Origin of the sequence: Shewanella sp. KCT, from assembly GCF_007636505.1 — a bacterium.
Lineage (GTDB): Bacteria > Pseudomonadota > Gammaproteobacteria > Enterobacterales > Shewanellaceae > Shewanella > Shewanella halotolerans.
Genome location: NZ_LVDJ01000006.1, coordinates 224,145 through 250,963, shown reverse-complemented (window position 1 = coordinate 250,963; position 26,819 = coordinate 224,145). Strand labels below are relative to the sequence as shown.

The 26,819-nt window shown below is 54.1% G+C and carries 24 protein-coding genes; 11 read left to right on the top strand and 13 right to left on the bottom strand.

Annotated elements, in window-relative coordinates; translation table 11 throughout:
- Positions 1–122: 122 nt before the first annotated feature.
- The gene (locus AYI87_RS11155; RefSeq protein WP_144202112.1) at positions 123–3,320 is read right to left on the bottom strand and encodes a DUF2339 domain-containing protein; all 3,198 of its coding nucleotides are present in this window, start codon (positions 3,318–3,320) and stop codon (positions 123–125) included.
- Positions 3,321–3,975: 655 nt separating this feature from the next.
- Here AYI87_RS11155 and AYI87_RS11150 point away from each other — a divergent pair.
- The 10 genes from AYI87_RS11150 (at position 3,976) to AYI87_RS11105 (ending at position 13,052) form a co-directional block, all read left to right on the top strand.
- Positions 3,976–4,425, top strand: a complete 450-nt coding sequence (locus AYI87_RS11150) for a hypothetical protein (RefSeq protein ID WP_144202110.1) — start codon at positions 3,976–3,978, stop codon at positions 4,423–4,425.
- Positions 4,426–5,161: 736 nt separating this feature from the next.
- Complete coding sequence (locus AYI87_RS11145; RefSeq protein WP_260865125.1) at positions 5,162–6,190, top strand: hypothetical protein; 1,029 nt, start codon at positions 5,162–5,164, stop codon at positions 6,188–6,190.
- 76 nt (positions 6,191–6,266) lie between these two features.
- Positions 6,267–6,746, top strand: a complete 480-nt coding sequence (locus AYI87_RS11140) for an SMI1/KNR4 family protein (RefSeq protein WP_144202108.1) — start codon at positions 6,267–6,269, stop codon at positions 6,744–6,746.
- A gap of 102 nt (positions 6,747–6,848) precedes the next feature.
- Entirely contained in the window at positions 6,849–7,427 is a 579-nt protein-coding gene (locus AYI87_RS11135; protein WP_260865131.1) for a DUF6037 family protein, read from the top strand.
- A gap of 86 nt (positions 7,428–7,513) precedes the next feature.
- The gene (locus AYI87_RS11130; RefSeq protein WP_144202104.1) at positions 7,514–8,062 is read left to right on the top strand and encodes a superinfection exclusion B family protein; all 549 of its coding nucleotides are present in this window, start codon (positions 7,514–7,516) and stop codon (positions 8,060–8,062) included.
- Positions 8,063–8,588: 526 nt separating this feature from the next.
- Complete coding sequence (gene mpl, locus AYI87_RS11125; RefSeq protein ID WP_144202102.1) at positions 8,589–9,971, top strand: UDP-N-acetylmuramate:L-alanyl-gamma-D-glutamyl-meso-diaminopimelate ligase; 1,383 nt, start codon at positions 8,589–8,591, stop codon at positions 9,969–9,971.
- Positions 9,972–10,018: 47 nt separating this feature from the next.
- Entirely contained in the window at positions 10,019–10,678 is a 660-nt protein-coding gene (locus tag AYI87_RS11120; protein ID WP_144202100.1) for a flavin prenyltransferase UbiX, read from the top strand.
- 18 nt (positions 10,679–10,696) lie between these two features.
- Complete coding sequence (gene hpt, locus AYI87_RS11115; protein WP_011866938.1) at positions 10,697–11,227, top strand: hypoxanthine phosphoribosyltransferase; 531 nt, start codon at positions 10,697–10,699, stop codon at positions 11,225–11,227.
- A 104-nt stretch (positions 11,228–11,331) separates the two neighbouring features.
- Positions 11,332–12,273 (top strand): ABC transporter ATP-binding protein, encoded by a 942-nt coding sequence (locus AYI87_RS11110; protein WP_144202098.1) that lies wholly within the window; start codon positions 11,332–11,334, stop codon positions 12,271–12,273.
- 8 nt (positions 12,274–12,281) lie between these two features.
- Complete coding sequence (locus AYI87_RS11105; protein ID WP_086023637.1) at positions 12,282–13,052, top strand: ABC transporter permease; 771 nt, start codon at positions 12,282–12,284, stop codon at positions 13,050–13,052.
- Positions 13,053–13,141: 89 nt separating this feature from the next.
- On the opposite strand, the gene AYI87_RS11100 is transcribed toward AYI87_RS11105, so the two are convergent.
- From AYI87_RS11100 to AYI87_RS11080, 5 genes are all read right to left on the bottom strand, one after another.
- Positions 13,142–13,456 (bottom strand): DUF4144 family protein, encoded by a 315-nt coding sequence (locus AYI87_RS11100; RefSeq protein ID WP_144202096.1) that lies wholly within the window; start codon positions 13,454–13,456, stop codon positions 13,142–13,144.
- Positions 13,453–13,869, bottom strand: a complete 417-nt coding sequence (locus AYI87_RS11095; protein WP_144202094.1) for a hypothetical protein — start codon at positions 13,867–13,869, stop codon at positions 13,453–13,455. The genes AYI87_RS11100 and AYI87_RS11095 overlap by 4 nt, the downstream gene beginning before the upstream one ends.
- A gap of 150 nt (positions 13,870–14,019) precedes the next feature.
- Positions 14,020–14,580: a DUF4124 domain-containing protein gene (locus tag AYI87_RS11090; protein ID WP_144202092.1), complete on the bottom strand. Its 561-nt coding sequence runs from the start codon at positions 14,578–14,580 to the stop codon at positions 14,020–14,022.
- 396 nt (positions 14,581–14,976) lie between these two features.
- Positions 14,977–17,781, bottom strand: coding sequence for an FAD-binding and (Fe-S)-binding domain-containing protein (locus tag AYI87_RS11085; RefSeq protein ID WP_144202090.1), 2,805 nt, complete (start codon positions 17,779–17,781; stop codon positions 14,977–14,979).
- 67 nt (positions 17,782–17,848) lie between these two features.
- Positions 17,849–19,492 (bottom strand): L-lactate permease, encoded by a 1,644-nt coding sequence (locus AYI87_RS11080; RefSeq protein ID WP_144202088.1) that lies wholly within the window; start codon positions 19,490–19,492, stop codon positions 17,849–17,851.
- Positions 19,493–20,057: 565 nt separating this feature from the next.
- On the opposite strand from AYI87_RS11080, the gene AYI87_RS11075 reads away from it, so the two are divergent.
- Positions 20,058–20,282, top strand: coding sequence for a hypothetical protein (locus tag AYI87_RS11075; protein ID WP_144202086.1), 225 nt, complete (start codon positions 20,058–20,060; stop codon positions 20,280–20,282).
- 69 nt (positions 20,283–20,351) lie between these two features.
- On the opposite strand, the gene panC is transcribed toward AYI87_RS11075, so the two are convergent.
- The 7 genes from panC to sfsA form a co-directional block, all read right to left on the bottom strand.
- A complete protein-coding gene (panC, locus tag AYI87_RS11070; protein WP_144202085.1) occupies positions 20,352–21,200 on the bottom strand; it encodes a pantoate--beta-alanine ligase in 849 nt (282 codons plus the stop codon).
- Positions 21,201–21,217: 17 nt separating this feature from the next.
- On the bottom strand, positions 21,218–22,012 hold the full coding sequence (panB, locus tag AYI87_RS11065) for a 3-methyl-2-oxobutanoate hydroxymethyltransferase (RefSeq protein WP_041510094.1): 795 nt from the start codon (positions 22,010–22,012) through the stop codon (positions 21,218–21,220).
- Between the two features lie 79 nt (positions 22,013–22,091).
- Positions 22,092–22,580 carry a 2-amino-4-hydroxy-6-hydroxymethyldihydropteridine diphosphokinase gene (folK, locus tag AYI87_RS11060; RefSeq protein ID WP_144202083.1) on the bottom strand — a complete coding sequence of 163 codons (489 nt, stop codon included), beginning with the start codon at positions 22,578–22,580 and terminating at the stop codon, positions 22,092–22,094.
- The gene (gene pcnB, locus AYI87_RS11055; protein WP_186300608.1) at positions 22,580–24,022 is read right to left on the bottom strand and encodes a polynucleotide adenylyltransferase PcnB; all 1,443 of its coding nucleotides are present in this window, start codon (positions 24,020–24,022) and stop codon (positions 22,580–22,582) included. The genes folK and pcnB overlap by 1 nt, the downstream gene beginning before the upstream one ends.
- A gap of 81 nt (positions 24,023–24,103) precedes the next feature.
- On the bottom strand, positions 24,104–24,985 hold the full coding sequence (gluQRS, locus tag AYI87_RS11050) for a tRNA glutamyl-Q(34) synthetase GluQRS (protein WP_144202188.1): 882 nt from the start codon (positions 24,983–24,985) through the stop codon (positions 24,104–24,106).
- A gap of 128 nt (positions 24,986–25,113) precedes the next feature.
- The gene (dksA, locus tag AYI87_RS11045) at positions 25,114–25,557 is read right to left on the bottom strand and encodes an RNA polymerase-binding protein DksA (protein ID WP_011866925.1); all 444 of its coding nucleotides are present in this window, start codon (positions 25,555–25,557) and stop codon (positions 25,114–25,116) included.
- Positions 25,558–25,716: 159 nt separating this feature from the next.
- Complete coding sequence (gene sfsA, locus AYI87_RS11040) at positions 25,717–26,421, bottom strand: DNA/RNA nuclease SfsA (protein WP_144202081.1); 705 nt, start codon at positions 26,419–26,421, stop codon at positions 25,717–25,719.
- Positions 26,422–26,819: the final 398 nt, after the last annotated feature.

Below are 26,819 nucleotides of genomic sequence, written 5' to 3'. Positions count from 1 at the left end.
GAAGCTAAAGTGAAAAAGAGGAGCCTAGGCTCCTCTTTTTTATGTCTGTCATCTAGGGTAAGGGCTTTTGTTCTTAACCTTTAACCCTGAGCCCTTAGCTTAAAGTTCCTAGCCTAGAGTTCCTAGCCTAGGGCCAAGAGCCGGTTCTTCTGCTTCTGATAGAAGTAGGCCACCGTCAGCAGGATAATGCCGATAACGATGAAGGCGACCACCTTCTGCACCAGCACGAAGGCGGCCATGTCGATAAACAGTATTTTGAGACAGGCGAGGCCGAAGAGGAGCCCCGCCATGCGTATCAGGCTGGTCTGTTGTGGTCGCAGGCTGAGGAACATGAGCGCGCTGCCATGGCTCACCAGCAAGATGCTGCTGATAGGTGCGGCTACCTGATCCCCCAGCTGATAACTCCAGAGGAAATAGCTCACCGCCAGCAGGCTGTGCCAGCCCCACAGCAGGGCAGGTTTCGGCAGCAGCTTCTTGTGGGACTCGATGCCGAGTCGCTTTCCCCTGAGATACCAGGCGAGCACAACAAGAATGCCCAGCTCGCTGAGGCTAAACAGTAGGCTGCTCATATCCAGCCCCAGGGGGCGATCGCCATGCAATATGATGGGCGCCAGCGGCAGCAGGAGAAGCAGGCCGTAGGCGAGATCGTAACCAGGCTTCAGCGCCTTGGCGAAACGTCTGCCCAGGGCGTTGTCGCGCTCGACCAGCAGGGCAAAGTAGCCGGTCAACGCCAGGAATACCAGGGACCAACCCGGGGCGATAAGCCCTGACAGGGTCTGCACGGCAACGGCCACGACCAAGGCAAAATAGAAGGGGCTCAACTGCCAGGGGAAGCGCAGTAATATGCGCCAGTGCCAGTTCATTTGCTCATAACGGCCGTGCACTGTGCCCAGTGCCAGCGCGCCAATGGCGAGGGCGACTAATCCCTGCCACTGATTGTCCAGACAGCTAATGGCGGTGAACAGCATGGCCGTGGAACAGAGCACTTGCGTCTCGATCACCAGGCTCCGGTGGCGCACGAACCTTGCGAGGCCAAGGGCCATGGCGCTGGCCAGCCAGAGGTAGATGGGGAGCAGCTCCAGATAGCTGCGCAGCACCTTAGGCAGCAGCAGGAGCGGCAGCGCCAGGTAACAGATGAGCTGAACATAATAGGCCAGCCCCAACAACGGCGACTGAGGTGTGTATCGCCTATACCAGTTGTAGGCCAGCAGCAGACTGCTGAACAGCTCGATACGCGCCAGCTTGGCGTTGAGGGGCTGCTGGGCAAAGTTGACGCTGCCCGCCTCTAACATGCCCAGCATGATGAGGCCGCCTAGCGGTAGGAGCCAGAACCAGGCCATGATCTCGGTAAAGCGCAGCTCGTCTCGTCTGCCGAGATAGAGCAGCATCAAGGCGATCAGTGGCAGGCCATTGAGATAGAAGTCTGGGCTCAAGCAATAGCCGATAAATAGCGCGGTGATCGCCAGCAGCTGACCCAAAACGCCCTGCAGGGCGCGGCGCAGCAGTCGCTCCATCCCGGCAAGCCTATCCCCCAGGGCGCCAATCAGGCGTATCGCCTGATAACAGGCGGCGCAGCTTAATGTAAGGGTGAGAATGAGGATGAGGTTATCTGTCATTCCCGCGACGCCACCCAGCTCGCGATGACTCACTGCCAGGCTGTCGAACAGGGTCAGCAGATTGCTGCCAAGGCCCATCGCCAACAGGATATAGGCCTCGGTGCGAATGGCGATAAAATCATGTTTAGCGCCGAGCCAGAGTAGCAGCAGTGCCTCGATCAACAGCACCAAGCCAAGGAGATCGGCGCTGATGAGGTAGAGCGCCGCCACCCCGGCGAACACCCCGGCCGCGGCCAGCATCAGCGGCGCAATCAGGCTATCGCGCCGTATCTTCCAATAGAGCAGGGCGCAGGTAACGCCGTTGATCGCGAACAGCTCACCGGCGTAAGAGGTAAATTCCCCCAGGGTATAGAGGGTAAAACAGAGCATGGCCACAGGCACCATGAGCAGGCGCGCACTGGGCTCCCGCTTGGCTTGCAACCAGAGGCTACCCAGGCCATAGAGATAGAAGAGGGCGTTGATGCACCCCAGCGCCAGCATGGCCATGGTGTCGATTGGTGCCAGCGGCAGAAACAGGAAGAAGCTCAGCAGTTGCACGCAGGCGATATGCAGCAGCGCCGTGATCTCTATCAGCACGGGCCAGTTAAGCCTGTGACTCTGCACCAGAGAGCAAGCGCCTATGATCAGCAGGTAGGGCAGATAGAGCAGTGGCGCCTGGCTGGCATCGAGCAGCATAAGCGGCGCCAGGGAGCCGCCGCACAGGGCGATGATGGCCACCACCTTGGTCTCCAGCTTCATCGCCAGGCCATAACCCAAGAGGGTGTTGACCAACATCAGTGAGAAGGCGGCGCTCTCAGGGATCAGCTCAAAATAGGGGCCGAGGAAATAGATACAGAGGTAATTCAATATGATGCCAAGGCCCACTATGCCCGAGGCATAGTCCTCCATGCCGGGCCTGGCCCGCCGGATAAACAGGCCGCCGGCGATCACCCCATTGGCCGTGATGAGCCCTAGCATGGCCTTGCCAAGCTCAGAGAACCAGTGGTTGATGGAGTATTGCAGCAGGTAACCAAAGCCCAGGGTCAGGGTGATGATGCCCGCGAGGGTCATCAGAAATACCGCGCCCTGTCCCTTGGCCTGATAGTGTTGGTAGAAGGCCTTGGCTTGCTCGCCGAGTCCGCCGAAGGGGCCGAGTAGCAAATTAACCAGCTGGCCCAAAGAGCCCTGTAGCTGGGCCACCGAGTTGGCCAGCTGTTGGCTAATACCTGGAGTGGCGGCCTTCTGTTTTGTGGTTTTCGTTGGGCGAGCCGAAGGCTGAGTTTTAGGGTGTTCCTGTGCTTGAAGAGTCTGGCGCTGCCAGGCGTCGTGGCGATAGTTGGTATCGGCCTGCTGGCTGAGTTCACCTTGCTGGGATGACGGCGTCTGCTCTAACTCTAGCTGCGCTGACTGTAACGGCTCTGCCTGCGTCTGCGCTGCTTGTGGCTGCTCAGTCTGGATCTGCCATGGCAAGTATTGGCTTGAGTGGCTTGGCGCCGATGCCGAGGTTGAATCTACAGAATTTGTGTGCGCAGTCGTCGAATGCGTCTGCTCTGGATATTCGTCCTGCTCATAGCCCTCAAGGGCATTTACCCGCGCGTTGAGCTCGGCCAGCTGCTGGCTAAATTCCGCTAACTGACTCGTGAGCGCCGCGCGGTCAGATGCCTGTTGTGACTGCATCGCCTCCAGGGCCTGAGTGAGCTTGTTGACATCTTCCTTCAGTGTCATCGCCTTTCCTTTGGTCTTGCCAACTTTTCCTAAGAGTTATCATTGTACTTGCAGTATAGGCACTTAGGGAAGTGGTTGATATTTGTATGAATGCGGACGTTCATTCGTTTTTCAAACTTCGTTTGGGAATGAAAGTCGTGGAACTCCGTTCCACACCAGGGCAAGAGGGGGATCTCCAGCAATCCCCCTCTTGCATCTCCCCGTGCCGCCCCCGACGAAGTTGCGATTCCTGCGTGGCTTATTGAAAATGACTGACGCTTCCGATGGGGCGTCCAAGCCCCCCGGAAGCTAGCCTCACATCCATGTGAGTCTCACGTCATTTTCTGCTATCCACTCCGGCAACTTCGATGGGGATTTATTGTAGCCACAACCGGCATTTGGGTTCAGGCTGGGGATTGTTTTTGCCTGCTGTATCCATTTAGTCGGCAACTTCGATGGGGATTTGTCGTAGCCACAACCGGTATTTGGGTTCAGGTTGCGGATTGTTTTTGCTTGCGATATTTGTTTAATCGGCAACTTCGATGAGGGGTCATTGTAGTCGCAATTTGTATTGGGTTGCTTTAGTGCTTTTGGTGAGATTGTGAAGGTTGAGGTGCCAAATTTTGTACTGAGGTGGTAGCATCTTGCTCAGCTTAAAAGGAATTTAGGTTATTCGATGAAACTTGTACTCCAGATCACTCTAGGAATCTTACTGGCGGGAATAGTCACTGCCATTATTAATATTGCCTATGTTAATTATGTTGCCTATGAGGCAGATCGCTTCTTAGAACAACAAGCCAAGTTGCTGCGTGAACAGGCTGCTGCGCAGAAGGCGGCTGAGAAACAGCGTCGAATAGAGGCTTTTAAAGCAAGTTATCTCGCCGAGCAAGAAAAGAAAGCTCGAATGACGATTAATCAGGCTGAGCGGCAGAAGCGTGACCGAGCGTGGAAGAGTTATTACGTGACGCCAGATGAGTGCAGAAGCTTCAAAAATGATGCGCATATGGTTCGTTGCGTTAATCACAAGATCGATGCAAAGAAAGAGTTCGATAGACTCTATGCCACAGGAGAGATGATTATTCCTCCGCCTTCCAATAATTCAGATAACCTTTTTAATCTGCAATAGCCTTAAAACTGGTTGTTTGCTCTTTTTCCAAACTTCGTTTGGATTAACGTCGTGGGGAGCTTTCCTCGTCGGGATGGATACGGCCTTACGGCCGAGAAAGTCGTGGGATTCCATCCCACACCCGGGCAAGGAGGACTGCTCGTCCTCGCCCTCCTTGCATCCACCCTGACGCCCCGACGAAGTTGTTGAGCCTCATGCTTCAATGAAAATCGCCTAACGACTCGGATGGGACTCCTGTCCCTCCGAGTCTTAGCCATCGTCCATGATGGCTATACGGCATTTTCATCTACGCATTTCGGCAACTTCGATGGGGATCTGTTGTAGCCACAACCGGCATTTGCAGCAAGTAAGTAAAAGTTTACTCTGACCCGACTATTCCTAATACTGTAACCACGCATACGCATTGTTTCTTGAACACCGATTAGAAATGGGCTTTTTAGACTCATGATTACCTCATTCCTAAGGTACTGTTTATTTATACAGTGTTGTTTGGTATTTCCGAATATCAAGGACAAATAGTGAAATGATTTTGCGCGTTTATACACGTACTAATCTGTATAATTCATTTTTATCAATCAGTTATGTGTTGACGACTTGAGATAATAGGTTTGGAAAACGCGCATGCGCGTTTTTGCAGATGGATTACTTATATGAAAAGCGGCAAAATGCTGATAAGTTCATTACATACAGATAGTTAACTGTGCGCGTTTTCACTGGTCCAACGAGGTAAACACGCATGCGCACTAATAAAATGTTAAGCGCCAATTTAACATGGAAGCATATGAAGCCAGTCGAGAAAAATAAAACTCAAAAGTTGGTTAAAAAAATAGAAGTCGGACACTTTGATGAAAATGACATTGATAGTCTTTTCATGAAGTTGAGGGCCTACTCAGCGGGTTTTCCTGTATTTAGAGAGGTCGCTGACTTTGTTGCCCATAACGATAAGCGCGACAGAGGTTTAGCAAATCAATCTTTGGAAACAATGTACTTAAGAATGAAATATTTTCTAGAGTACAACTCTCCAAAGAAGACCTTGGACCTTTCTTCGCCATTTCCCATTTGGATTAAAAAACTGATGAAGTTGCAGGTGGGCAAATGTGATGACACTGATCTTCGGAAAAAATTTAATGTTACGAAGCAGCGTCTTATCAGTCGAATTGATGGTGCTTTCAAAGAGGACAAAAAGAACAAGGTAGCTTCATATAAGGAAGGCAAGCTGTCAGAGGCTACATTCAATGCTATTCAACATGTCATGAGCTTTATTAGTGGCAACGCTAGCTTCGGTCAAGATGAGCTTATGGATGAACTAGTTTCTGTTCTGAAAAAGAATCAGCTTGAATTTGATGAATCAATTATAAGAAATCTTTCAGATAAAATTACTATTTGTATTTTGCTGCTTTTTCATCATTCTGAGTTTGACTTCAAAGGGTACAAGCCGGGGCTATGTAAAGTGTCATCGGAGAAGGAATCAATATCACATAATGTGAAGTTTGTAGATGCTGATGGGAATGAAGTGGAGCATGAAGAGTCTTTCGGCAACCTGTCCGTAAATGGAACTGTTACTTTGGAGAAAGATGGAAAGGATCTATCGATAGCTCATACTATTATGACAACGAACCTCCCATCAGAAGATTGGTGCTCTGATGGACTTTTCCATATAGAGCCATTCAGCGATGAAATACCGAACCATATGTGTAAACGGCTAAAGCTTGATACAGACCTATGCCTGAATTCTCAGTTCAAGCTTGCAGATGTCAGCGCTTAACAAAGTGCTGCACACGGATAAATTTTCCGCTGCGTTCCAAATTTACCGGTGAGCACGGCGTTAGGCATCAAATTAAATGAGCATCATCGAAGAGTTTGAATCCAACGGAATAGAGTGCAATCTCGGCGCTAATAACTGGCACGTAGATCACGGCACTGCCGCAATCTATCCTCCGGCTACCGATGAAATGATCGAGTGGGCTTGCCTCGAAGCTAAAGCGGAGTTTCCCCCCGCACTTGTTTCCCTTCTGAAAAGCACAAACGGATGCTTCTTCAAGAAGCTTACGCTATTTGGCATTCCCGTGAGTTTGTTCGAAGGTAAAGGACTATCTAGAGGGCAGCTTCAGCCTCAGTCGATTACGACAGCGAATCGAGCATGGCGAGTCAACTACAAAGCACCGAATGAGGCCGTAATGGTTGGCTCCATACAGGGATGGTCAGAGAACGCAGGGTTGTTCATGCTACCTTCTGGGCTATGCGTGAAAATTAATAGTTCAGGTATTAGTGAGCCATTTCAGCTCACTGAAAAATGTCGTGCGTTGGCGGAAAATGCCTAACAAGGCAAACAAGAATGCGGCCTTCAGCCGCTGGACTCGCTACGCTCGCCTCTTTTTGCGGCGTTATGTTTCCGGTTCTAGCATGGAGGTGGGTCTGTGAAGATGGATTCCCTTAGGGAGCTACATCAAAGCATGCGCTCGATGGGTCTCGATATGCAGCAATTCGCATTGCAGCTCGGAGTCGCTGAGTTTGATTGCTTGTTTTCGACGCGATCAAACCCTTTTACTTTTAGCATGACATCCCGAGGGCGAAATCCTAGCTTCTTTAAGTTTGAAGTATTGCCAGGATACTGGATAAAGGACTATCTCGGCGATATGTATGGGCCATTGGTAGATCTTCTCAAAATTGATGGTCGCTCAAGGAGTCCGCTCAAACCGAAGGAGTTTCTCGCTGACTTGGATGCCAGGATCCCTCGTCAGGCACAAGCTCGCCGTGTTCCAGAGCCACACATAGTGATTCGACTCAGGTCGGATCTAGAAGAGGCTGAACGGCCGTATTTTGATGCTTGGATCTACTGGGACGACCCTGAGAAAAGGTCTCCGACTGAAGAAAATAAACTTAAGACTCTTGAGGCTCTCGGTCCCGAAGCTCTCAAATACTCTAATGACATGAATGCTTCAAGCAAATGGAGTGTTAATGAAACAGGGCGGACCTGGAAAACGGAGCGTCGGAAAACATAACCAGTGGCTGTTGTCGGACGTACCTACGCTGCGCTCCGGTACACCGCAAAGTAAAGCGTTAGCAGTCCAACCACCCAGGGAATTGAATGTTCACAGAAGCCGTAAAATCGTTGATTGAAGTTTTGAAGCTTGCTCCAAAATATTTGGTGGCTGTGGCCTTGATTTCTGGAGCGTTAATATTTCTCCCGGAAAGCTGGCTTGAGTTATTGGGTTTGCAGGAAATGTCAACCCAGTACAGAGCATGGTTGGGGTTGGCACTTCTCGTTTCTGTTGGTATCTGTATTGTCGCCGTAGCATCGTGGATCATTAATTGGGTTCTAAATATTATTCGCCAGCGTCGCATTCAAGGTTTTGTAATAGATAAACTTAATAACCTTACAGAAGACGAGAAACAGATACTCCGGTATTACTTTTCGAAAGGCACTAGGTCCAACACTCTGAAAGTCGATGATGGGGTGGTACAAGAATTGGTGGCCTGTAGAGTTATTTACAGATCTGCTCAGCTTGGAAATATGCTAGAAGGTTTCTCTCACAATATTAGTGATCTTGCATGGGACTATATCCACTTAAATCCATCTATCCTTCAAGGTTCAACAAATACTTACCGAACTGATAAAAGAGAAAACTTTTGGTGATTCCAACGGCAGCTAACAAGCGGCTTAAATTCGCTCCGTTTCACTCCGCCGGACGCTCACTGCGTTCGCGCCGTTTAGCCGGGCGTTGCGCCCGATCACTAATGATACTTATAAATGAAAAGTTGGGTCAGAGTTAAGTTTGTTCTAGTTAGTGAGGTTGCAGGTAGAGGCTACGACAAGTCCCCATCGAAGTTGCCGAAGGGCGTTGGAATAAATTGCGTGAGACGGGCATGGATGCCCGACTAGCTTCCGCAGGTGCATGGATGCATCCTTCGGAAGCGGTAGCGATTTATCCATAAGCACGAGGAGCAACAACTTCGTCTGGGGCGCTGGGGGATTTCCAAAAGGGGAACAAGCGATTTTCCCCTTTTGGTCGGGTGTGGGTTGAAGACCCACGACTTACCTCGGCCGTAAGGCCGCAACTTGTCTCATCCCATCAAAACGTTATTTAAACCATTGTTAACTGACAATGGTGACACGAATCGTTAGAATAACCCCCAGATTATTCCTATCCAGAGCCAACCCCATGCATGTACATATCTTAGGGATCTGCGGCACCTTTATGGGTGGTCTCGCACTCCTCGCTCGCGCTAACGGTCACAAGGTCACGGGCAGCGATGCCAACGTCTATCCGCCCATGAGCACTCAGCTCGAGGAGCAGGGGATAGAACTGATCCAGGGTTTCGACCCGAGTCAGCTGGGGCAAAACGAGGACGATGCGCCGGATCTGGTGGTGATAGGTAATGCCATGAGTCGTGGCAATCCCTGTGTCGAGGCTGTGCTCAATCGTGGCCTGAAATACACCTCTGGGCCACAGTTTCTGGCCGAGCATATTCTGACCAATCGTTGGGTGCTGGCGGTGTCGGGCACCCATGGCAAGACATCGACCTCCAGCATGCTGGCGTGGATCTTAGAAGATTGCGGCTATGGGCCGGGCTTCTTGATCGGCGGCGTGCCGCAAAACTTCGGCGTGTCGGCGCGATTGGGGGATTCCCCCTTCTTCGTGGTGGAGGCGGACGAGTATGACAGCGCCTTCTTCGATAAACGCTCCAAGTTTGTCCACTATCAGCCGCGCACTCTGGTGATCAATAACCTTGAGTTCGACCACGCCGATATTTTCGATGATTTAAAGGCGATCCAGCGTCAGTTTAATCACGTAATAAGAACCGTACCGGGTCAGGGCAAGGTGATCTGGCCATCCGCCAGCGACGCGGTGCGCGAGGTGATCGACATGGGCTGCTGGAGCGAGCTGGAGACCTATAACCTGATGGCGGGTAGCCCAGGATGGTACAGCGAGCTGCTGAGCGAGGACGGCCACAGCTTCGAGCTCTTCTTCGACGGCGAGTCTCAGGGCGTGCTCGACTGGTCGCTCATCGGTCAGCACAACGTGGAAAACGCCACCATGGCGATCGCCGCGGCCCGTCATGTGGGCGTCAAGCCCGCGGCGGCTATCGAGGCATTGACCCGCTTCGCGCCGCCAAAGCGTCGCATGGAGCTGATCGGCACTGTCAATGATATTGCCGTGTATGACGACTTTGCTCACCACCCGACGGCGATTGCCACCACGCTACAGGGCTGCCGCGCCAAGGTGGGTGAAGGTCGCATTATTGTGGTGCTGGAGCCGCGATCTAACACCATGAAGCGCGGCGTGCATAAGGATACCCTGGCGGGCTCCATGGCGCTGGCCGATGCCGCCTACCTGTATCAGGCGGACAACATCGACTGGGACGTGGAAGCCGCGATGGCCAAGGCAGAGTTGCCTGTGACAGTGCTATACCAGATAGATGAGCTGGTGGACAGCGTGGCTGCGGCCGCGAGGCCCGGCGATACCATAATCGTGATGAGCAACGGCGGATTCGGCGGCCTACATGGCAAGCTGCTGGCTAAGCTGGAAGAGATCAAGGCTTGAGTCTAGCCAGTAAGGGTTAGACTCGGGTCTTCAACAAAGAGAGAGATATGAATTATCCCAAGCGGGCCAAGGCGATCAGCCTGGCCTGGACCGGCGCCAGCGGGGCGCCATACGGACTCAAGCTGCTGGAATGCCTCTTGATGGCGGATTATCAGGTGTTTTTGATGATCTCCAGCGCGGCGCGCGTGGTGCTGGCCACCGAACATGGGCTGCCGCTCAGCGCTAACGGCGACAAGGCCAAGGCCCAGCTGCTGGCGCTGTTTGCCGAGCGCGGCAATGAGGTGGCCGGTGAGCTGCATGTGCTGGGTAAGGAGGAGTGGTTCTCGCCACCGGCCTCTGGTTCGGCGGCGCCCAAGCAGATGGTGATCTGCCCCTGCAGCACGGGCACCCTGGCGGCGGTGGCCACGGGGATGAGCAATAGCCTGCTGGAGCGGGCCGCCGATGTGGTGATAAAAGAGCGTGGCCAACTGATCCTGGTGCCCAGAGAAACCCCCTTTAGCAGCATACACTTAGAGCATATGCTGTCCCTGTCGCGCCTCGGCGCCACCATAATGCCCGCGGCTCCCGGCTTTTATCATGATCCCAAATCGGTTGAAGATCTGGTAGACTTCATGGTCGCTCGGATCTTAGACCATCTGGGTGTCGACCACGGGTTAACCAAGCGTTGGGGCTATGATAAGCACAGTGCCGACAACCGCGACAATTAACACAAATTTGAGAAGAGTATGAAACACACTACCGAAGTGATGATCTCGGCAGATGAGATTGAACAACAACTGGATATCCTGGCAGCGCAGATCAATGCCCATTACGCCAATAGCGAACGCCTGCTAATGGTTGGCCTGCTGAAGGGGTCTGTGGTCTTTATGGCCGACCTCTGCCGCCGCATCAAGGGCCATGTTGAGATCGATTTCATGTCGGTATCCAGCTACGGCAACGCCATGACCAGTTCGCGCGACGTGAAGATCCTAAAGGATGTGCAGTCGGATATCGAAGGCCGTGACGTGTTGATCGTCGAAGACCTGATCGATTCGGGTAATACCCTGAACAAGGTGCGCGAGATGCTACTGCTGCGTGAACCTAAGAGCCTGGCCCTCTGTACCTTGCTGGACAAGCCAGAGCGTCGCGAGGTTGATGTACCGGTAGACTTTATCGGTTTCACCATCCCCGATGAGTTTATCGTCGGCTATGGTATCGACTATGCCGAGCAGTATCGCAACCTGCCTTACATAGCTAAAGTCGTACCCCTAGATTAATCGCGCCGTCGTTAAGATTTTAAACTCCTGCTTTGTGCGGGAGTTTTTGTTTTTTCATATCAATAGCAATACCAATTTCAAGATCAGGATAACGGAAGTCACTAATGACCAAAGAGCCATATGCTTTAGTTATCGACTCGCTCAGAAAAACCTACAAGGGCGGCGTCGAAGCGGTAAAAGGGATCAGCCTTAAGGTCGAGGCGGGGGATTTCTTTGCCCTGCTGGGCCCTAACGGTGCCGGCAAGTCCACCACGATCGGGGTGATCTGTTCCCTGGTGCAGAAGAGTTCCGGCAAGGTGAAGGTGTTCGAACACGATATCGACACTCAGCTGGAGCTGGCCAAGATGTCCATCGGCCTGGTGCCCCAGGAGTTTAACTTCAACCAGTTTGAGACTGTGCAGCAGATAGTGGTCAATCAGGCCGGCTATTTCGGTGTCTCCCGCGAGGTGGCCTTCGAGCGCGCCAAGAAATACCTGACTCAGCTGGACCTGTGGGACAAGCGCAACAGCCCGTCTCGCGCGCTTTCGGGTGGCATGAAGCGCCGCCTGATGATCGCCCGCGCCCTGATGCACGAGCCCAAGCTGCTGATCCTGGATGAGCCCACCGCCGGGGTGGATATCGAGCTTAGACGCTCCATGTGGACCTTCCTGACGGATCTTAACCGCCAGGGGGTGACCATCATCTTGACCACCCACTACCTGGAAGAGGCCGAGATGCTGTGCCGCAACATCGGCATCATAGACAAGGGCGAGCTGGTGGAGTGTACCAGCATGAAGTCCCTGCTCAGCCGCCTCAACATGGAGACCTTCGTGTTCGACCTCAAGGCCGACATCAACGAGGCGCCGACCCTCGACGGAATTAGCTGCCGCCTGACCGACCCACACACATTGGAGGTGGATGTGGAGAAGGCCCATAGCATCAACAGCGTGTTCGCCCAGCTCACCGAGCAGGGGATAGAGGTGTTGTCTATGCGTAACAAGGCTAACCGATTGGAGGAGCTGTTTGTGGAGCTGGTGGAACAAGGCAAGGGAGGTAAAAAGGCATGAGTATGAACATGAAGCACGTCTATTTTACCGCCTTTAAGAGCATATTGATCAAGGAGGTGACCCGCTTCACCCGTATCTGGGTGCAGACCCTGGTGCCACCAGCGATCTCCATGACCCTCTATTTTTTGATCTTCGGTAATCTGGTGGGTAAGCGCATCGGCGAGATGGGTGGCGTGAGCTATATGGAGTTTATCGCCCCCGGCCTCATCATGATGTCGGTGATCACCGCCTCTTACTCCAACGTGGCGTCATCCTTCTTCAGCGCCAAGTTCCAGCGTAATCTGGAGGAGCTGATCGTTGCGCCCGTGCCTCACTATGTGATGATCGCTGGTTACGTGGGCGGTGGCGTCGCCCGAGGCCTGTGTGTCGGCACCATAGTGACCCTGGTGGCCATGTTCTTCGTGGATATCAGCCTGCATCACGCTGGGCTGGTGGCCCTGACTGTGCTGCTGACCTCTATCCTGTTCGCCCTTGGGGGGCTTATCAACGCCGTGTTTGCCAAGAGCTATGATGACATCAGCATAGTGCCTACCTTCGTGTTGACTCCGCTGACCTATCTGGGCGGTGTCTTCTACTCGCTTACCCTGCTGCCAAGCTTCTGGCAGGGGGTGTCGCAGCTGAATCCTGTGGTCTATATGATCAACGTGTTCCGCTATGGCTTCCTGGGTTATGCCGACATCAGTATCGGCCTGTCGGTGGCTATCATGGTTGGCTTCTGCGCCGGACTCTGGTTGGTGGCCTACTACCTGATCAGCCGTGGCATAGGCTTGAGAACCTAGTTGGTTCAGGACAGACAAATCCAACTAAAAAGCCCCACATTGGCGGGGCTTTTTTATGGTTGTATTCTTTAATGCATGGCGTGCTTCGACTAACTATCTTCCAAATAGCGCACCATCTCAAACAGCTGTGCCAGGCTGTCGGCGCCTATCTTGGCGCTGCAGAAGTGACCATTCTGGCAGGCATAATCGCTGACCCACAGCACTATCTGTGAAAGGGCTATCTGCTCCTCCGAGGGGCGTAAATAGCCATCTTGGCAGTGATAACAGATGCCCTGGCTGTCGATAAGGGTCAGGGACTCACCCTCAAGATGGTCGCGCTCGGCGAGCCATTCTTCCTGGCTCTCTAACAGCATCAGCTGCTTGTCGCTGGCGACCTTGAGCAGTAGCGGCCAGTGGATAGTCATATCTGAGTCTGCTGTGGTGGCATCTCGACCTCGGGATGGTTTTGGTCACAGCCCAGGTGAAAGTAGGCGCCGGGCTTGTCCTCTATGCCATGGGCCAGGCCGAAGGCGTAGCCTTTGACATAAATAAACAGATACAGCGCCGCATCTTTGTCGTCGTCATAGGCCTTGAGTGTCTGGCGCAGCTCACTGTTGACCTGCGCTTGGTCAACGGAAAAGCCCATATCGATAGCGAGCTTGGCACACAGCAGAGGGGCGATCACCTCGCTCTGGGTCGTCAGGTATTGGGCATGATCGACGAAGCTGTCGACATTGAGTTCGCGGGAGTCGTCGGCAGGTGTGAAGAAGGTTTGGCGCAGATAGAATCCCAGCAGAAGCAGGCCGATAACGAGCAGGCTCAACTGGGTCTTGTTCATGGCGACCTCGCGACTTACGCAAATTAAGAATGTGTTAACGTTTTAAGGCTAATCTGTCAAAACCAGTGCTTCACGGCGAATCTTGCACGACTAATCTTGCCGGGCTGATGCTGCGCTACTCATCTTGTACGGCGAATTTTGCACTACTAGTTAGTGTTGTACTACCTGAGGGGCGCCTTTGTCGGGCAGCTCTTCCTGCTCTTTCTGTTCTTCCTGCTCGGGCGCCTGTGTGATGCGCAGCTTGTGTTGCTGCAGCATGAGCATGGCGTCGTCGTTGAGCTTGATCAGGCCGTCGAAGTAGCGGTTCATCTCGTCGAGCTTGGCGAGAAACTCAGGGTCATCCTTGGCCTGTTTCTGCCAGTAACGCTTGCGATCCAGCTTCTGTTTTTCGCTGGCCCTCAGGATCTCATAATAGCTGTTTTCCTGCTTGAGACGGTAGATTTCGGCGTCGATCAGCTGTAACAGCTTCTCCTGGGAGAGGGTGCGCTTGTTGAGCAATGCCTGCAGAGGGTCGACCTTCTCCTTGGGCTTGTCGCTGTCGGTTTCCGTGGTGATGCCGAGTTGGTATTGGATATGGTGCTGCTTAAACTCTTTCGGGCAGGAGGTCTGGCTGAACACCACCTTGTCGCCCTTGATGCACTTGTAGATGCTGCTGGCGTGGCTAAGGCCTGGAAGCAGCAGGAGTGCGATGGCTAAGAGCAGTTTTCCCATGGAGCGATAATTCCTCTATCTACGTCGAGTCTAGGCGGCATGGTAAGCTTAGCGGTCGCCGCGACGACTCATGTCCCTTTCTCTTGTATAACGAATCTTTAGTTAACTTTATGTCGTTTTACTTCATTTTGGCGTCCATACCGGCAAGTTTAGGTCGCTAACTTATTGATGGATTAAGCTCAGTATGGTCAGCTATTACTATGGCGCAACTCTTGGAATAACACCAGTATTTTGCATGACTTAGGTTAAATGACTTAGCTTACATGAGTTAGGTTGCACGACTTAGATGATTTGCACTCGAGTGCGGGGAGGGCAGAGATAAAAAACCGCGATGTGAGCTGATGTCACACCGCGGAGTTTGCTTGGGTGGGGTTATCTAAACCTTAAATCGGTTGCCTAGCGGCTACATTCTTCCAGCAGATAGGCCAGGTGGCGATAGGAGATGCCGCTATGCTGGGTCAGACCCACTTCACACATGCGGTTGGCGTAGTAGCCCTCCTTGATATCGACCGGGATCAGCTTCTTGATGTTGCGCAGGGCGCTGGCGTTGATCTCTGGCTTGTACAAGCCCTTCTCGCCGGCGTAACCACAACACTCGATCCCCTCTGGCAGCTTAACGCCGTTACTACAAGCATCGGCCAGCGCCTGCATCTTAGGCTCAAGCTTCATCTTGCGGGCGCTACAGCCAAGGTGTAGTGCCACGTTGACCTTCTTGGTAAAGGTCAGCTTAGGCAAGATCTTGTCGTGCATGAACTCGACCAGATCGGTAATTTCCACCTTAGGGTTGCCTGTCAGGGTACGGTAGGTACAGGAGAGGGCATCCACCACCACTGGCACCTTGCCGTTGTCACTCAGGGCGCTCAGGGCATCGATCAGCTCGTCGCGCTTGGCGTCGGCGTTCTTGAAGTCACCCTTAGATTCCCACATCTGGCCGCAGCACAGGTGACGGGTGTTGTCGGGAGTGACCACGTTGTAACCGGCGCGCTCCAGCAGGGTGACTACCACTTCAGGCAGGGTGCGGTTGTCGGGATCTTTCGGCGTCGGGCCGAAGGTGCGACCACCACAGGCCGGGAAGTAGACCACAGTCTCCTTGTCTGGCGAGGCTGGGCTTGGCTTAGGCAGCTTGCCGCCCTTGGCGAAGTCTGGGTTCCAGTAAGGCACCTCTTTGGACACCATGCGGCCCACCTTCATCAGGCCGTTGGTGACGCTGTCGCCTGTGACCTTGTGGATGATGTTGAGCACGTCGAAGCCTGTGCTGATCACCTGGTTGACGGCGCCGAAGTGTTTGGCCTGGAAGTCCAGTACCTTCTGTTCGGTCGTGGTGATGTATGGGGTTCTCAGCTTACGCACCAGCTGACCCATGCTGTTGTCCACCGGACAGGCGATAGTACACAGCTGACAGGCGGCGCAGGTGTCGACCACGTCATACTTGGCGGCGGCGCGCATCTCTTCGGCGGCCTGTTTGTCGCCAGAGGCCTCCAGGCGGGCGATTTCACGCAGAGTGGCGATACGCTGACGCGGAGTGAAGTTAAGCGCCGAGGTCGGGCAGGTCTTCTCACAGAAGCCACACTCGATACATCTGTCCACAAAGTCGTCGACCACAGGGCATGGCTTGATGTTCTTGACGTGCACGTTGGCGTCGTCGTTGAGGATCACCCCAGGGTTTAGCAGGCCTTGGGGATCGAAGATCTGCTTGATGCGCTTCATCAGGGTGTAGGCATCGGCGCCCCATTCCATCTCGACGAATGGTGCTACCGCGCGGCCTGTGCCGTGCTCGGCCTTCATGGAGCCGTCATACTTGTTGATCACCATCTCGGCCACGTCTTGCATGAAGCCGTGGAAGCGGTCGATATCTTCCTGTGAGGCGAAGGTCGGCGTGATGATGAAGTGGAAGTTACCCGCCAGCGCATGGCCGTAGATCACCCCTTCAGGGTAGCCATGCTTGTGGAACAGGGCGGTCAGATCTGTGGCTGCATTGGCCAGGTGTTCCAGCTCGAAGGCCACGTCTTCGATGATCACCGAGGTGCCCTTTGGACGCTCGCCGCCAATGATTGGGAAGAGGCCAGAGCGCATCGCCCAGTACTTGCTGTAGACCTCGGGGTCACGGCTGAAGCTGATAGGACGCTCGGTTTCGATATGGGCCAGCTTGGCGATCACATCCTGGGTGTAGGCATCCAGGGTCGCCTCGTCGTTGGCACGGGATTCGATAAGCAGGATGGCGGCGCCTTCCGGCAGCTCACTCAGCCAGTCTGGCATCCCCTTCTTGCCAGTGACCGCCTTAATCGACGCCCAGTCCAGCAGCTCGGCGGCCGCGACGCTGTCGCATTTGATTGGCGGAATGGCGCGGGCCGCATCTTCCATGTTGAAGAATACCGCCATGGCCGAGGCCTTGAACTTGGCCTCATCGACCGTGTTATAGGTCACCTCTTCGACGAAGGCCAGGGTGCCCTCGGCGCCGACGATCAGGTGGTTGATCAGCTCGAAAGGATCCTCGAAGTCCACCAGGGCGTTAATGCTGTAGCCCGTGGTGTTCTTGATGGAGTACTTCTTGCGAATGCGATCGGCCAGTACCGGGTTGCTGCTGGTGAGCTTTGCCAGATCGGTCAGCTCGCTAAGCAGTTGCTGGTGAGACTCGCGAAACGCTTCTTTTGAGCGCTCACAGCCAGTGTCCAAGCGGGTACCGTCGGCGAAGAGTAGCTTGGCCGAGGCTATAGTCTGGTAGCTGTTCTGGGCCGTGCCACAGCACATGCCCGAGGCGTTGTTGGAGACGATACCGCCGACCATGGCCGAGGCCAGGGTGGCCGGATCCGGGCCTATCTTCTTGTTGAATGGCTTAAGCGCCAGGTTGGCGTCGCCACCGATAACGGCCGCGCCGAGTGAGATCTGGTTGTGATCCTCGCTGACGGCGATCTTTCTGAAGCCGTCGTGACCTAGGATCAACAAGATGCCTTCGCCGATGGCCTGGCCTGAGAGGCTGGTGCCGGCGGCGCGAAAGGTCACTGGGGCATTATGCTGGCGCGCGACTTCGAGTGTGTCACGGGCATCTTCTAAAGTCTCGGCGTGTACCACCACCTCTGGCACGATACGGAAATAACTGGCGTCGGTGGACCAGGCGAAACGACGCACTGCATCGTCTGAGACGGCTTCCTCACCGAGTTTTGCGCGTAAATCTGCGACTACTGCTGAATAATTAATCGACATAACATTACTCTTTTCGTTGACCCACAGAAAGGCGGGTTCATCACGTCCGCCTTTCTCGAGTTATCTGTTATAGACCGCCCCAAAGGGTAGCGATAGTACCTGCAATCAAGGCATAACCCAGAGCGACGGGCATAGTTTTACGGATAATTTCTGATTCACGGCCAGCCATACCCACCACGGTAGCGGCGGCGACCACGTTCATGACACACATCATGTTACCTGCGTTGGCACCAATACCTTGTAGGGCCAGGACTAACGCGTGGTTCATGCCGATGTTGTCGGCCACGCTGTATTGTAGGCCAGAGAACATCATGTTAGAGAAGGTGGCTGAGCCCGATAGGAAGGCACCGAAGATACCCACAATCGGTGACATCCAGGCCCAGATGGCACCCATAGAGCCGGCGAGCATGTCAGCCAGGGCAACCGGCATAGACTGAAGGCCTGCCTCGTTAGTGCCAGAGTTAAGGAAGATCTTCACCATAGGCACAGAGGCGCCCAGGGAGATGATGGTCGGCAGCATAGACTTGCAAGAGACGGTGATCGACTCCTTGATCGCTGGCGATTTCATCTTAAACAGTACGAAGCCCAGGATACATACCAGCACGAAGAAGGCGCCAGGCGCATACAGGGTCGCGAAACCGGCTTTCAACTCAGTGCCAAGTAGGTTGGTCCAGCTGATGTTGAAGCTGGTGAGCCAGGCCTTGAGCGGCGCCACGGTGCGAGACAGCACCAGCAGGCCTGCCATGATGATGTAAGGCGTCCAGGCGGCAACCTGAGAGAACTGTGCCTTGGTCTCAATCTTGGCTTGAGTCTGGTTGTCGTTTTCGGCGAAATCGTTCCAAGGGGTCTTAGGTAGTAACAAGCCTTTGCGCGCCACAGGAATCACCAGCGCCATACCAACCAGAGAACCGATAACCGATGGGAACTCTGGGCCGGCGAAGTAGTTGATAAGCCAGGCAGGTACGGTAAAGGCTAAGCCGGCGAACAGGGCAAATTTCCAGATCGCCAGACCCTCTTTGAAGGACTTGTTACGGCCGAAGAAGCCGGTGAGTACAGAGACGAGTACCAGCGGGATCAGGGTGCCTGTCACCAGATCGATAGTGATCATGTGCAGAGCGATAAACTGGGCATAGTCGGCGAAGCTGGTACCGTGCTGGGCGATCTGGTCGGCAGCCATGCTCACACCGCCTTGCATCAGACCCTGCTCCATACCGAAGAGGACCGGCAGACCGATGGCGCCGAAGGAGACGCTGGTAGAGTCGGCGATCAGGGCAACCACGGCGGCGGCTACAGGCGGCACACCTAGCAGTACCAGTAGCGGCGCACCGATGGCGGCTGGGGTACCGAAACCAGCAGAGCCTTCGATAAATGAACCAAATAACCAACAGATGATGATCACCTGCACGCGGGCATCACTACTGATGTTGGTAAAGCCGGCGCGGATGGTGTCCATGGCACCCGAGTACTTCAGGGTGTTCAACAGGAACACGGCGCCGAAGATGATGCTCAATGGGGTCAGGGCCGAGAGTAGGCCTTCGACCACAGAGGCACCTAAGATGGTGGTATCCATCTGCCAGATAAAGACGGCGGCAAGACCTGTCATTACCATAGAGATGGGCATGGCGCGAGATGCTGGCATCTTGAGTAGCACCAAAAATAGCATAACGCTGATTACAGGCGTCAAACTGGCGAGTAGTTGAAGTAGGGTCATGATTGCCTCTTACTGTCGTTACTTGGTTATTTTAGTTGTTGTCGATGCTGACTCGTCCGATGCAGCATCCTGTGTTGTCGGAAGCTATTCCCAAATGGAATCGTTTCATCCTTGATGCGTAATAAACGCTAATTCACCAAATGCAAATATGATCTAGATCATTATGTGCTGATTATGTGAGATGGGGTTAGATGGGTGTGAACTTTGTCTGACCACTTAAACCTAAAGTGTGATCTCCATCACTGGTCGGGGCGGGCCGTTATAACTATTTGAAAGAAATATGACGATTTTTAGCTAGAAATGGGATTTTGCTAAGAGTAATTACTCTAATTTGGTCTCAAAAGTGGAAATATCTGATCGGATAATTTCAGTTTAGAATCTAATCAGTTAGCGATGGAAAAATGCCCTTGGTGATCCAGATCACCTTGTTGAGCGCCTGTAGGAGCTAGCTATTTTTGGTAAATAGGTATTACCAATTAATTTCAGTAAGTTAGCCTGGATGCATGCCAATTCATTTGAAATGCATGTAAATGAAATGCAGGAGATCTGGATCTAGGTCACTTTATTGGCTTTCGCTCAAATAAGTAATTTTATTTCTGAAACTCGCGGCATTTTCGACCTTTTGGCCGATCAGATTTGGTGCATGACCAATAACTTAGATGATGAAACTGACCTCATTTTGAGTTGTTTTGGGGCAGTTTGGGGGCTGCTTTGGGGAAAAAACAGAGTAAAAAATGAGCCTAAAATGAAAAATCGCTTCCCAGGCATTGGGCCTGAGAAGCGAAATTAGAGGTTAAAGACGAGCCAAGTTTAAGCGCTTTCTAGGCTTAAGTACGCCCTAAATTCGGACGTGCAGGGCTTAAGCGCGTTCGAAGCTCAGGTTATCGATCAGGCGGGTGCTGCCCATAAAGGCGGCGGCCAGGATCACCAGCTGTTTATCGTCGTCCTGGACTTCACGCAGATCGGCGGCATTACGCACCGACAGATAATCAGGCTTAAACCCAGCCTGGTGCAACTGTTCCTGAGCGTGCTGCACTACATTAGGGATCGCTTGACCCTGGGCGATCGCCTCGGCCATCTCATCTAAGGTGCGCTTGAGCTGAGCCGCTTGCTGCTTCTGCGCTTCGCTCAGGTAGCCGTTGCGTGAACTCATGGCCAGGCCAGAGCTCTCACGTATGGTGTCGACGCCGATGATTTCGATAGGTAGAGACAGATCTTCCACCATGGCCTTGATCACCATCAGCTGCTGAAAATCTTTCTTACCGAACAGTGCCACATCCGGCTGTACGATATTGAACAGCTTGCAGACTATGGTGGTGACGCCGCGAAAGTGCCCTGGACGGCTGGCGCCGCACAGCTCTTCCGACAGGCCAGGCACCTCGACAAAGGTCTGCTTATCCATCCCCTTGGGATAGATGATGGCTGGTGTCGGCGTGAATAGCAGCTCGGCGCCGGCGGCCTCTAGGGCGGCCTGATCGGCGGCCAGGGTGCGCGGGTAGGCGTCCAGATCTTCGTTCTGCCCAAATTGCATCGGGTTAACGAAGATGGAGACCACCACGTGATCGGCACGTTTCAATGCCTCGGTGACCAGGGTGATATGACCCTGGTGCAGATTGCCCATGGTGGGCACGAATGCCACTGTCTCGCCGGCCTGTTTCCATTGGCGCACCTGGGCGCGGATCGCGGCGATATCTTGGGTGGTGTACATGTTACAGCAACCTTACTTTAGCTAAATGTATGCTCGGCGGCGGGGAAGACGCCTGTGTCGACCTCTTCAATATAGGCGCGGATGGCGCTGCGGATCTCGCCGGTCTGGGCCAGGTAGTTCTTCGAGAAGCGCGGAATATAGCCGCTGGAGATCCCCAGCACGTCGTGCATCACCAGGATCTGGCCGTCGGTGTCTGCGCCTGCGCCAATGCCGATAACCGGAATGGTCAGTGCTTCAGTGATGCTTTTGGCCAGCGCCGCCGGGATACACTCGACCACTAATAGCTGGGCACCAGCGGCCTCGATCGCCTTGGCCTCATCTATGATGCGCTGGGCGTTGTCGGCGTCACGGCCTTGTACCTTGAAGCCGCCAAAGACATGCACAGATTGCGGAGTGAGCCCCAGGTGGGCACACACGGGAATGCCGCGCTCGGTCAGCTTAGTGACAGTTTCCAGCAGCCAGTGACCGCCTTCGAGTTTCACCATGTTGGCACCGGCCTGCATCAGGGCGGTGGCATTGGTCATCGCCTGCTCTGGGGTGGCGTAGCTCATGAAAGGCATGTCGGCGATCAGCAGTGAACGCTTGATGCCACGGCGCACGCAACGCGTGTGGTAGGCGATATCTTCGACTGTGACCGGCAGGGTGTCGTCGTGTCCTTGCAATACCATGCCTAACGAGTCGCCCACCAGTAGGACGTCGATCCCTTCGCTGTCGAAGGCGCCCGCAAAGCTGGCATCATAGGCGGTGAGTGCAGTGAACTTCTTACCTTCCTGCTTGAACTTCAGCAGGGTAGAGCTGGTTATCTTAGACATAATGCTGGTCTTAACTTTGATTTAAAAAAGAGTTCTGCCTGGGCAGTAGTGTGCTTTATAAGCTAACTGGGGCTTAAGTTCAATGATCCGGGCCGAGTTGTTGAACTTGTCTCTTAAGTTCCTCGGTGATCAGTGAGGTCAGCTTGGTGCCGCAGGGGAGAATGAGATCTGGGGCCAGATCTAATAGGGGCAGCAACACGAAGCTGCGGGTCTTCATGCCGTAGTGCGGCACCTGAAGACGCGGGATATCCAGTTGCCAGTCGCCATAGAGAAGCAGGTCCAGATCTAAGGTTCTGGCGCCCCAGCGTACCTCACGTACCCGACCCTGTTCGTTCTCGATCGCCTGTAGTGCATCGAGCAGCGCCAGTGGGGCGAGGGTGGTGGTAAAGCGAGCCACGGCATTGAGGTAGTCGGGCTGCGGCACATCACCCATGGGGGCGCTCTGGTAATAGGGGGAGACGCTTAGTTGTCCGTCGCTTGCCAAGGCCTTCAGTGCCTGACAGGCCTGATCCAGTTGGGCTTTTGGGGACGCGAGATTGGCCCCCAGTGCGACATAGACGGTGTTCATTATTCGGCTTTAGGTGTCTTCTTCGGGCTGCGACGACGGCGATTGTTGCGGCTGCGGCTACCCTTGTTGGTGCTGCGGGCGATGACGCTGCGTTGCTCTTCGCTGCCTTCGACAAAGCTCTTCCACCAGGCGGCCGTCTTGGCCAGGTTACCACCCTCGGCTTCGGCTCTCAGCAGTAGCAGGTCATAGGCGGCACGGAACTTAGGATGCTCGATGAACTTGAAGGCACGTGTGCCCTGGTTGCGTTCGAACCTCAGTTGCAGCTGCCAGATATCCTTGGCCGGGGTGCTGAAGCGACGGGGAATGCTGATGGTGCGGCATTGCTGCTCCATCACATCGCCCATGGCGGCGTAGAAGGCGTCATATTGGCTCAGGCCACTCTCCAGGGCGATATCATCGGCGCGCTGGCTGAGGGGGTACCAGAGCATGGCGGCGTAGAAGAAGGCCGGGGTGACCGACTTATCTTGTTCAACCCGCTCGTCTGTGTTGCGCATGATCGCCTTGACCATCTTGTGGCTCGGTCCCTTAGGATCTTCCTCTAGCAGGTTATCCACCAGGGGAAAGAGAGGGGCGAACAGGCCAAAGTCGCGCATCATGACGTAGTTGTTCTGGGCCTGACCAGCGAAGAAGAGCTTGAGCACCTCTTCATACATACGGGCGGCAGGAATATCTTTTAGCAGGGGGGCTAGCTCAGGGATCGGCTGCGCCGCGGCCTTGTCTATGTTCATTCCCAGCTTAGTGGCGAAGCGCACGGCGCGCAGCATGCGCACGGGATCTTCGCGGTAGCGTTTCTGCGGGTCGCCGATCAGACGCAGGGTGCGAGACTCGAGATCCTGCAGGCCGCCGCCATAGCTGTGGATGGAAAAGTCGCTGATATCATAGTAGAGGGCGTTGACGGTAAAGTCGCGGCGCTCGGCGTCTTCATCTATGGTGCCGTAGACGTTGTCGCGCAGCAGGCGACCCTCGGCGTTGACTTTAGAGATCTTCTCGCCGCTGTCTACATGGTGGCCCCTCAGGGTGGCGACTTCGATGACGTCGCGGCCGAAGACGATATGGGCCAGACGGAATCTGCGCCCTACCAGGCGGCAGTTACGAAATAGCTTCTTGATCTCTTCCGGCGTGGCATTGGTGACCACGTCGAAATCCTTGGGCTCGAGTCCTAGGAGGATGTCGCGCACGCCGCCGCCCACCAAATAGGCCTTAAAGCCAGATTTGTGCAGACGATAGAGTACCTTAATAGCGTTTTCGCTAATGTGCTGGCGAGAGATTGCATGATGTTTACGTGCAACTATCTCTAGGCTTAGTCCCGCTGGTGTGGTTTCTGTGGTGTTTTGATTGTCTTCAAAAAGCTGCTTACAGAATTGACTAATACGGCGAAAAATAGGACACCTCGAACTTGGATCTTGAGTCAGGGTTAAAATTAGGCCGCTATCATAACTCAATTATGGGTCAAAGAGTATACCCGGACTCTGCTCGTCTGGCCGGGTTTCGTGACGGCGGTTAGGTTTATGCTTTTACGGTGCTTAAGCGCCCGGCGCAAGTATGATCTCCTGCTGGCGCGGGATGCGACTCAGATCAAACTGGCTCACGGCCTGGGCCAGCATAGTCTCGACGCTGTCTGGTTCGCAGGGAGCCTGGCCCAGGAAGGCGAGCGCGGCGTTGATGCTGGCCTGGGGCGCATTAAGATCTATGGCCGGGGCGTGATTCTGCTTCGAGAGTTTCATCCCAGGCTCGGCGCAGGCCAGCGGCAGATGAAGCCACTTAGGCGCGTTGTCACCGAATAAATTAAACAGGGTCGCCTGGCGGGCGCTGGAGGTGAGCAGGTCGGCGCCGCGCACTACCTCTGTTATCCCCTGAAAGGCATCGTCCATCACCACCGCCAGTTGATAGGCGTAGAGGCCGTCGCGCCGCTTGATGATAAAGTCCTCGGCGGCAAACTCTGGCTCGACCTGGATAGGCCCCAGCAGCTCGTCATCGAAATGATCTATGGCAAGCGTGTTACGGATGCGGATAGCGCCTGCTGTATGTTTAGCTGTGCGGGTCGCGCAGCGGCCATCGTAGGTGCCGCCCATCGCCTGGATCTGCTTGCGGGTGCATTGGCAGTAATAGGCCTTGTCCTCTGTCAGCAGACTGTTAAGCCTAGCCTGATACTCATCCAGGCGACTGCTCTGATAGAGCGCAGCGCCGTCCCAATGAAGGCCGTAGGCCTCAAGGGTCTTGAGGATGAGGTCGCTGGCACCGGCTACCTCTCTGGGGGGATCGATATCTTCGATGCGCACCAGCCACTGTCCCTGCTCGGCGCGGGCGCGCAGATAGCTGCCTAGCGCGGCGATGAGCGAGCCAAAATGCAGCGGCCCGGAGGGCGAGGGCGCGAAACGGCCGACATAGGGCTTGTCGATTTGCATTGGGTTATCGGGGGAGAGGGAGGGGTCTGCTTGGGGGATCACGGCAAAACCTTTGTTCACACTTTCTATGTCGCTCATCGGGGCGACTGGATACAAAAAAGCGGGGCTAAGCCCCGCTTCTCGCCAGCTTAACCGGCCATCTGTTTCTCTTTGATCTCGGCGAGCGTCTTACAGTCGATACAGAGATCGGCCGTTGGACGGGCTTCGAGACGGCGGATACCGATTTCGATACCGCATGAATCACAGAAACCGAAATCGTCGTCTTCGATCTTCTGCAATGTCTTTTCAATCTTCTTGATTAGCTTGCGCTCTCTGTCACGGGCGCGTAGTTCAAGACTGAACTCCTCTTCCTGAGCCGCACGGTCGACAGGGTCAGGGAAGTTAGCCGCTTCATCTTGCATATGATTTAGGGTGCGATCCACTTCTTCACGGAGCTGACTACGCCAAGCATCGAGAATCTTTTTGAAGTGACCCAGTTGAGCGGTATTCATATATTCCTCACCCGGTTTTTCCTGGTAAGGATCTACACCTGCGATAGCGAGCACGCCAAGTTTTTTAGTGCCTTCAGGCATAACGCATCTCCTGTTAATCATTTGCGTTGTAGGGCGTCTTTTATTAAAGGCCGATATCTATATCAGAATCTGATATACCACGCAAATTTTTTAAGCTGCCATGAGTTTATCTTTTGACTATGTCCTCTATTACGCATTAATTCAACTTTTACCGTCTATTTACAACTTGACAGGGCAGGATTTAATCAGCTTGGCGGCGCTTGGGGAGAGTTCGCTGCTGTAGGCGAGAATTTCCACTCCGGCTTGGTGTGCCTGAGTCAGTAGTTCGGCGTACTCTGGGTCGATATGGCGGGCCGCTGCCACAGTGGTTATCCCAGTATGTTGCACCACAAATAAAAGCACGGCCCTGTGGCCCTGCTTGACCATCTCCATCAGTTCGCGAAGGTGTTTCTGGCCTCGTGTAGTCACCGCATCGGGGAAGTATCCCTGGCCCTGCTCTAATAAGGTACAACTTTTGACTTCTATATAGCAGGCGGGTTTATCCTCGCTCTCGAGCAGCAGATCGATACGGCTGTTCTCGCTGCCATATTTAACCTCCCGGCGCAGGCGGTCGTAGCCGGTCAGTTCGCTTATCACCCCAGCCTCAATCGCCTCGGCCGCCAGGGCGTTGGCTCGTCCCGTGTTGATCCCTATGATGTGGCCCTCATCAGAGGCCGCCTGTTCCCAGGTGTGGGCATACTTGCGCTTGGGATTATCTGAGGTAGAGAACCAGACCCGCTCGCCGGGAAACAGGCAGTTGCGCATCGAGCCCGTGTTGGGACAGTGGATGGTGATTTCCGTGCCGTCATCTAGCTGTACGTCGGCGAGGAAGCGCTTGTAGCGTCTGAGTAACTTTCCCTGTTCGAATGGGGGGGTAAAAATCATCTTGTCGACCTTGTTGTTCTACTTATATTGATGCGAGGGTTTTGCGCCTCAAGGTTTTAGCGCCTCAAGGTTTTAGCGCCTTAGGTTTGTGTGACTGAGTCTGCGATCACACCCTGAGCGGCTATCTTGAGTGTCTAGCGAGAGCGCAAGGATTCTACCTTATTAGGCGGTGCGCTGTCGCGGCGACCTGAAGCCGTTCCTGTAACCTTCTCCTGCCATGGCGCTCCCTTAGGGATAGTTAGGGATAAGCGTGAGGGGGTTAGATAAAGCAGGGTGATTGGCGTTATACTTGGATGCATTATTAGGCAGGCCCACTAGGGCCTGTTGATCTTTGCTGTTTGTTTTTGCAGCAGTTTGAAGGTGGTTTATACAAGGCAGCGCCTGTGTCGTGTAGTCCT

Excerpts from the sequence above, each read along its gene's own strand:
- AYI87_RS11155 (WP_144202112.1), bottom strand. The coding sequence starts at position 3,320 with ATGACACTGAAGGAAGATGTCAACAAGCTCACTCAGGCCCTGGAGGCG.
- AYI87_RS11150 (WP_144202110.1), top strand. The coding sequence starts at position 3,976 with ATGAAACTTGTACTCCAGATCACTCTAGGAATCTTACTGGCGGGAATA.
- AYI87_RS11145 (WP_260865125.1), top strand. The coding sequence starts at position 5,162 with ATGCGCACTAATAAAATGTTAAGCGCCAATTTAACATGGAAGCATATG.
- AYI87_RS11140 (WP_144202108.1), top strand. The coding sequence starts at position 6,267 with ATGAGCATCATCGAAGAGTTTGAATCCAACGGAATAGAGTGCAATCTC.
- AYI87_RS11135 (WP_260865131.1), top strand. The coding sequence starts at position 6,849 with ATGGATTCCCTTAGGGAGCTACATCAAAGCATGCGCTCGATGGGTCTC.
- AYI87_RS11130 (WP_144202104.1), top strand. The coding sequence starts at position 7,514 with ATGTTCACAGAAGCCGTAAAATCGTTGATTGAAGTTTTGAAGCTTGCT.
- mpl (WP_144202102.1), top strand. The coding sequence starts at position 8,589 with ATGCATGTACATATCTTAGGGATCTGCGGCACCTTTATGGGTGGTCTC.
- AYI87_RS11120 (WP_144202100.1), top strand. The coding sequence starts at position 10,019 with ATGAATTATCCCAAGCGGGCCAAGGCGATCAGCCTGGCCTGGACCGGC.
- hpt (WP_011866938.1), top strand. The coding sequence starts at position 10,697 with ATGAAACACACTACCGAAGTGATGATCTCGGCAGATGAGATTGAACAA.
- AYI87_RS11110 (WP_144202098.1), top strand. The coding sequence starts at position 11,332 with ATGACCAAAGAGCCATATGCTTTAGTTATCGACTCGCTCAGAAAAACC.
- AYI87_RS11105 (WP_086023637.1), top strand. The coding sequence starts at position 12,282 with ATGAAGCACGTCTATTTTACCGCCTTTAAGAGCATATTGATCAAGGAG.
- AYI87_RS11100 (WP_144202096.1), bottom strand. The coding sequence starts at position 13,456 with ATGACTATCCACTGGCCGCTACTGCTCAAGGTCGCCAGCGACAAGCAG.
- AYI87_RS11095 (WP_144202094.1), bottom strand. The coding sequence starts at position 13,869 with ATGAACAAGACCCAGTTGAGCCTGCTCGTTATCGGCCTGCTTCTGCTG.
- AYI87_RS11090 (WP_144202092.1), bottom strand. The coding sequence starts at position 14,580 with ATGGGAAAACTGCTCTTAGCCATCGCACTCCTGCTGCTTCCAGGCCTT.
- AYI87_RS11085 (WP_144202090.1), bottom strand. The coding sequence starts at position 17,781 with ATGTCGATTAATTATTCAGCAGTAGTCGCAGATTTACGCGCAAAACTC.
- AYI87_RS11080 (WP_144202088.1), bottom strand. The coding sequence starts at position 19,492 with ATGACCCTACTTCAACTACTCGCCAGTTTGACGCCTGTAATCAGCGTT.
- panC (WP_144202085.1), bottom strand. The coding sequence starts at position 21,200 with ATGTACACCACCCAAGATATCGCCGCGATCCGCGCCCAGGTGCGCCAA.
- panB (WP_041510094.1), bottom strand. The coding sequence starts at position 22,012 with ATGTCTAAGATAACCAGCTCTACCCTGCTGAAGTTCAAGCAGGAAGGT.
- folK (WP_144202083.1), bottom strand. The coding sequence starts at position 22,580 with ATGAACACCGTCTATGTCGCACTGGGGGCCAATCTCGCGTCCCCAAAA.
- gluQRS (WP_144202188.1), bottom strand. The coding sequence starts at position 24,985 with ATGCAAATCGACAAGCCCTATGTCGGCCGTTTCGCGCCCTCGCCCTCC.
- dksA (WP_011866925.1), bottom strand. The coding sequence starts at position 25,557 with ATGCCTGAAGGCACTAAAAAACTTGGCGTGCTCGCTATCGCAGGTGTA.
- sfsA (WP_144202081.1), bottom strand. The coding sequence starts at position 26,421 with ATGATTTTTACCCCCCCATTCGAACAGGGAAAGTTACTCAGACGCTAC.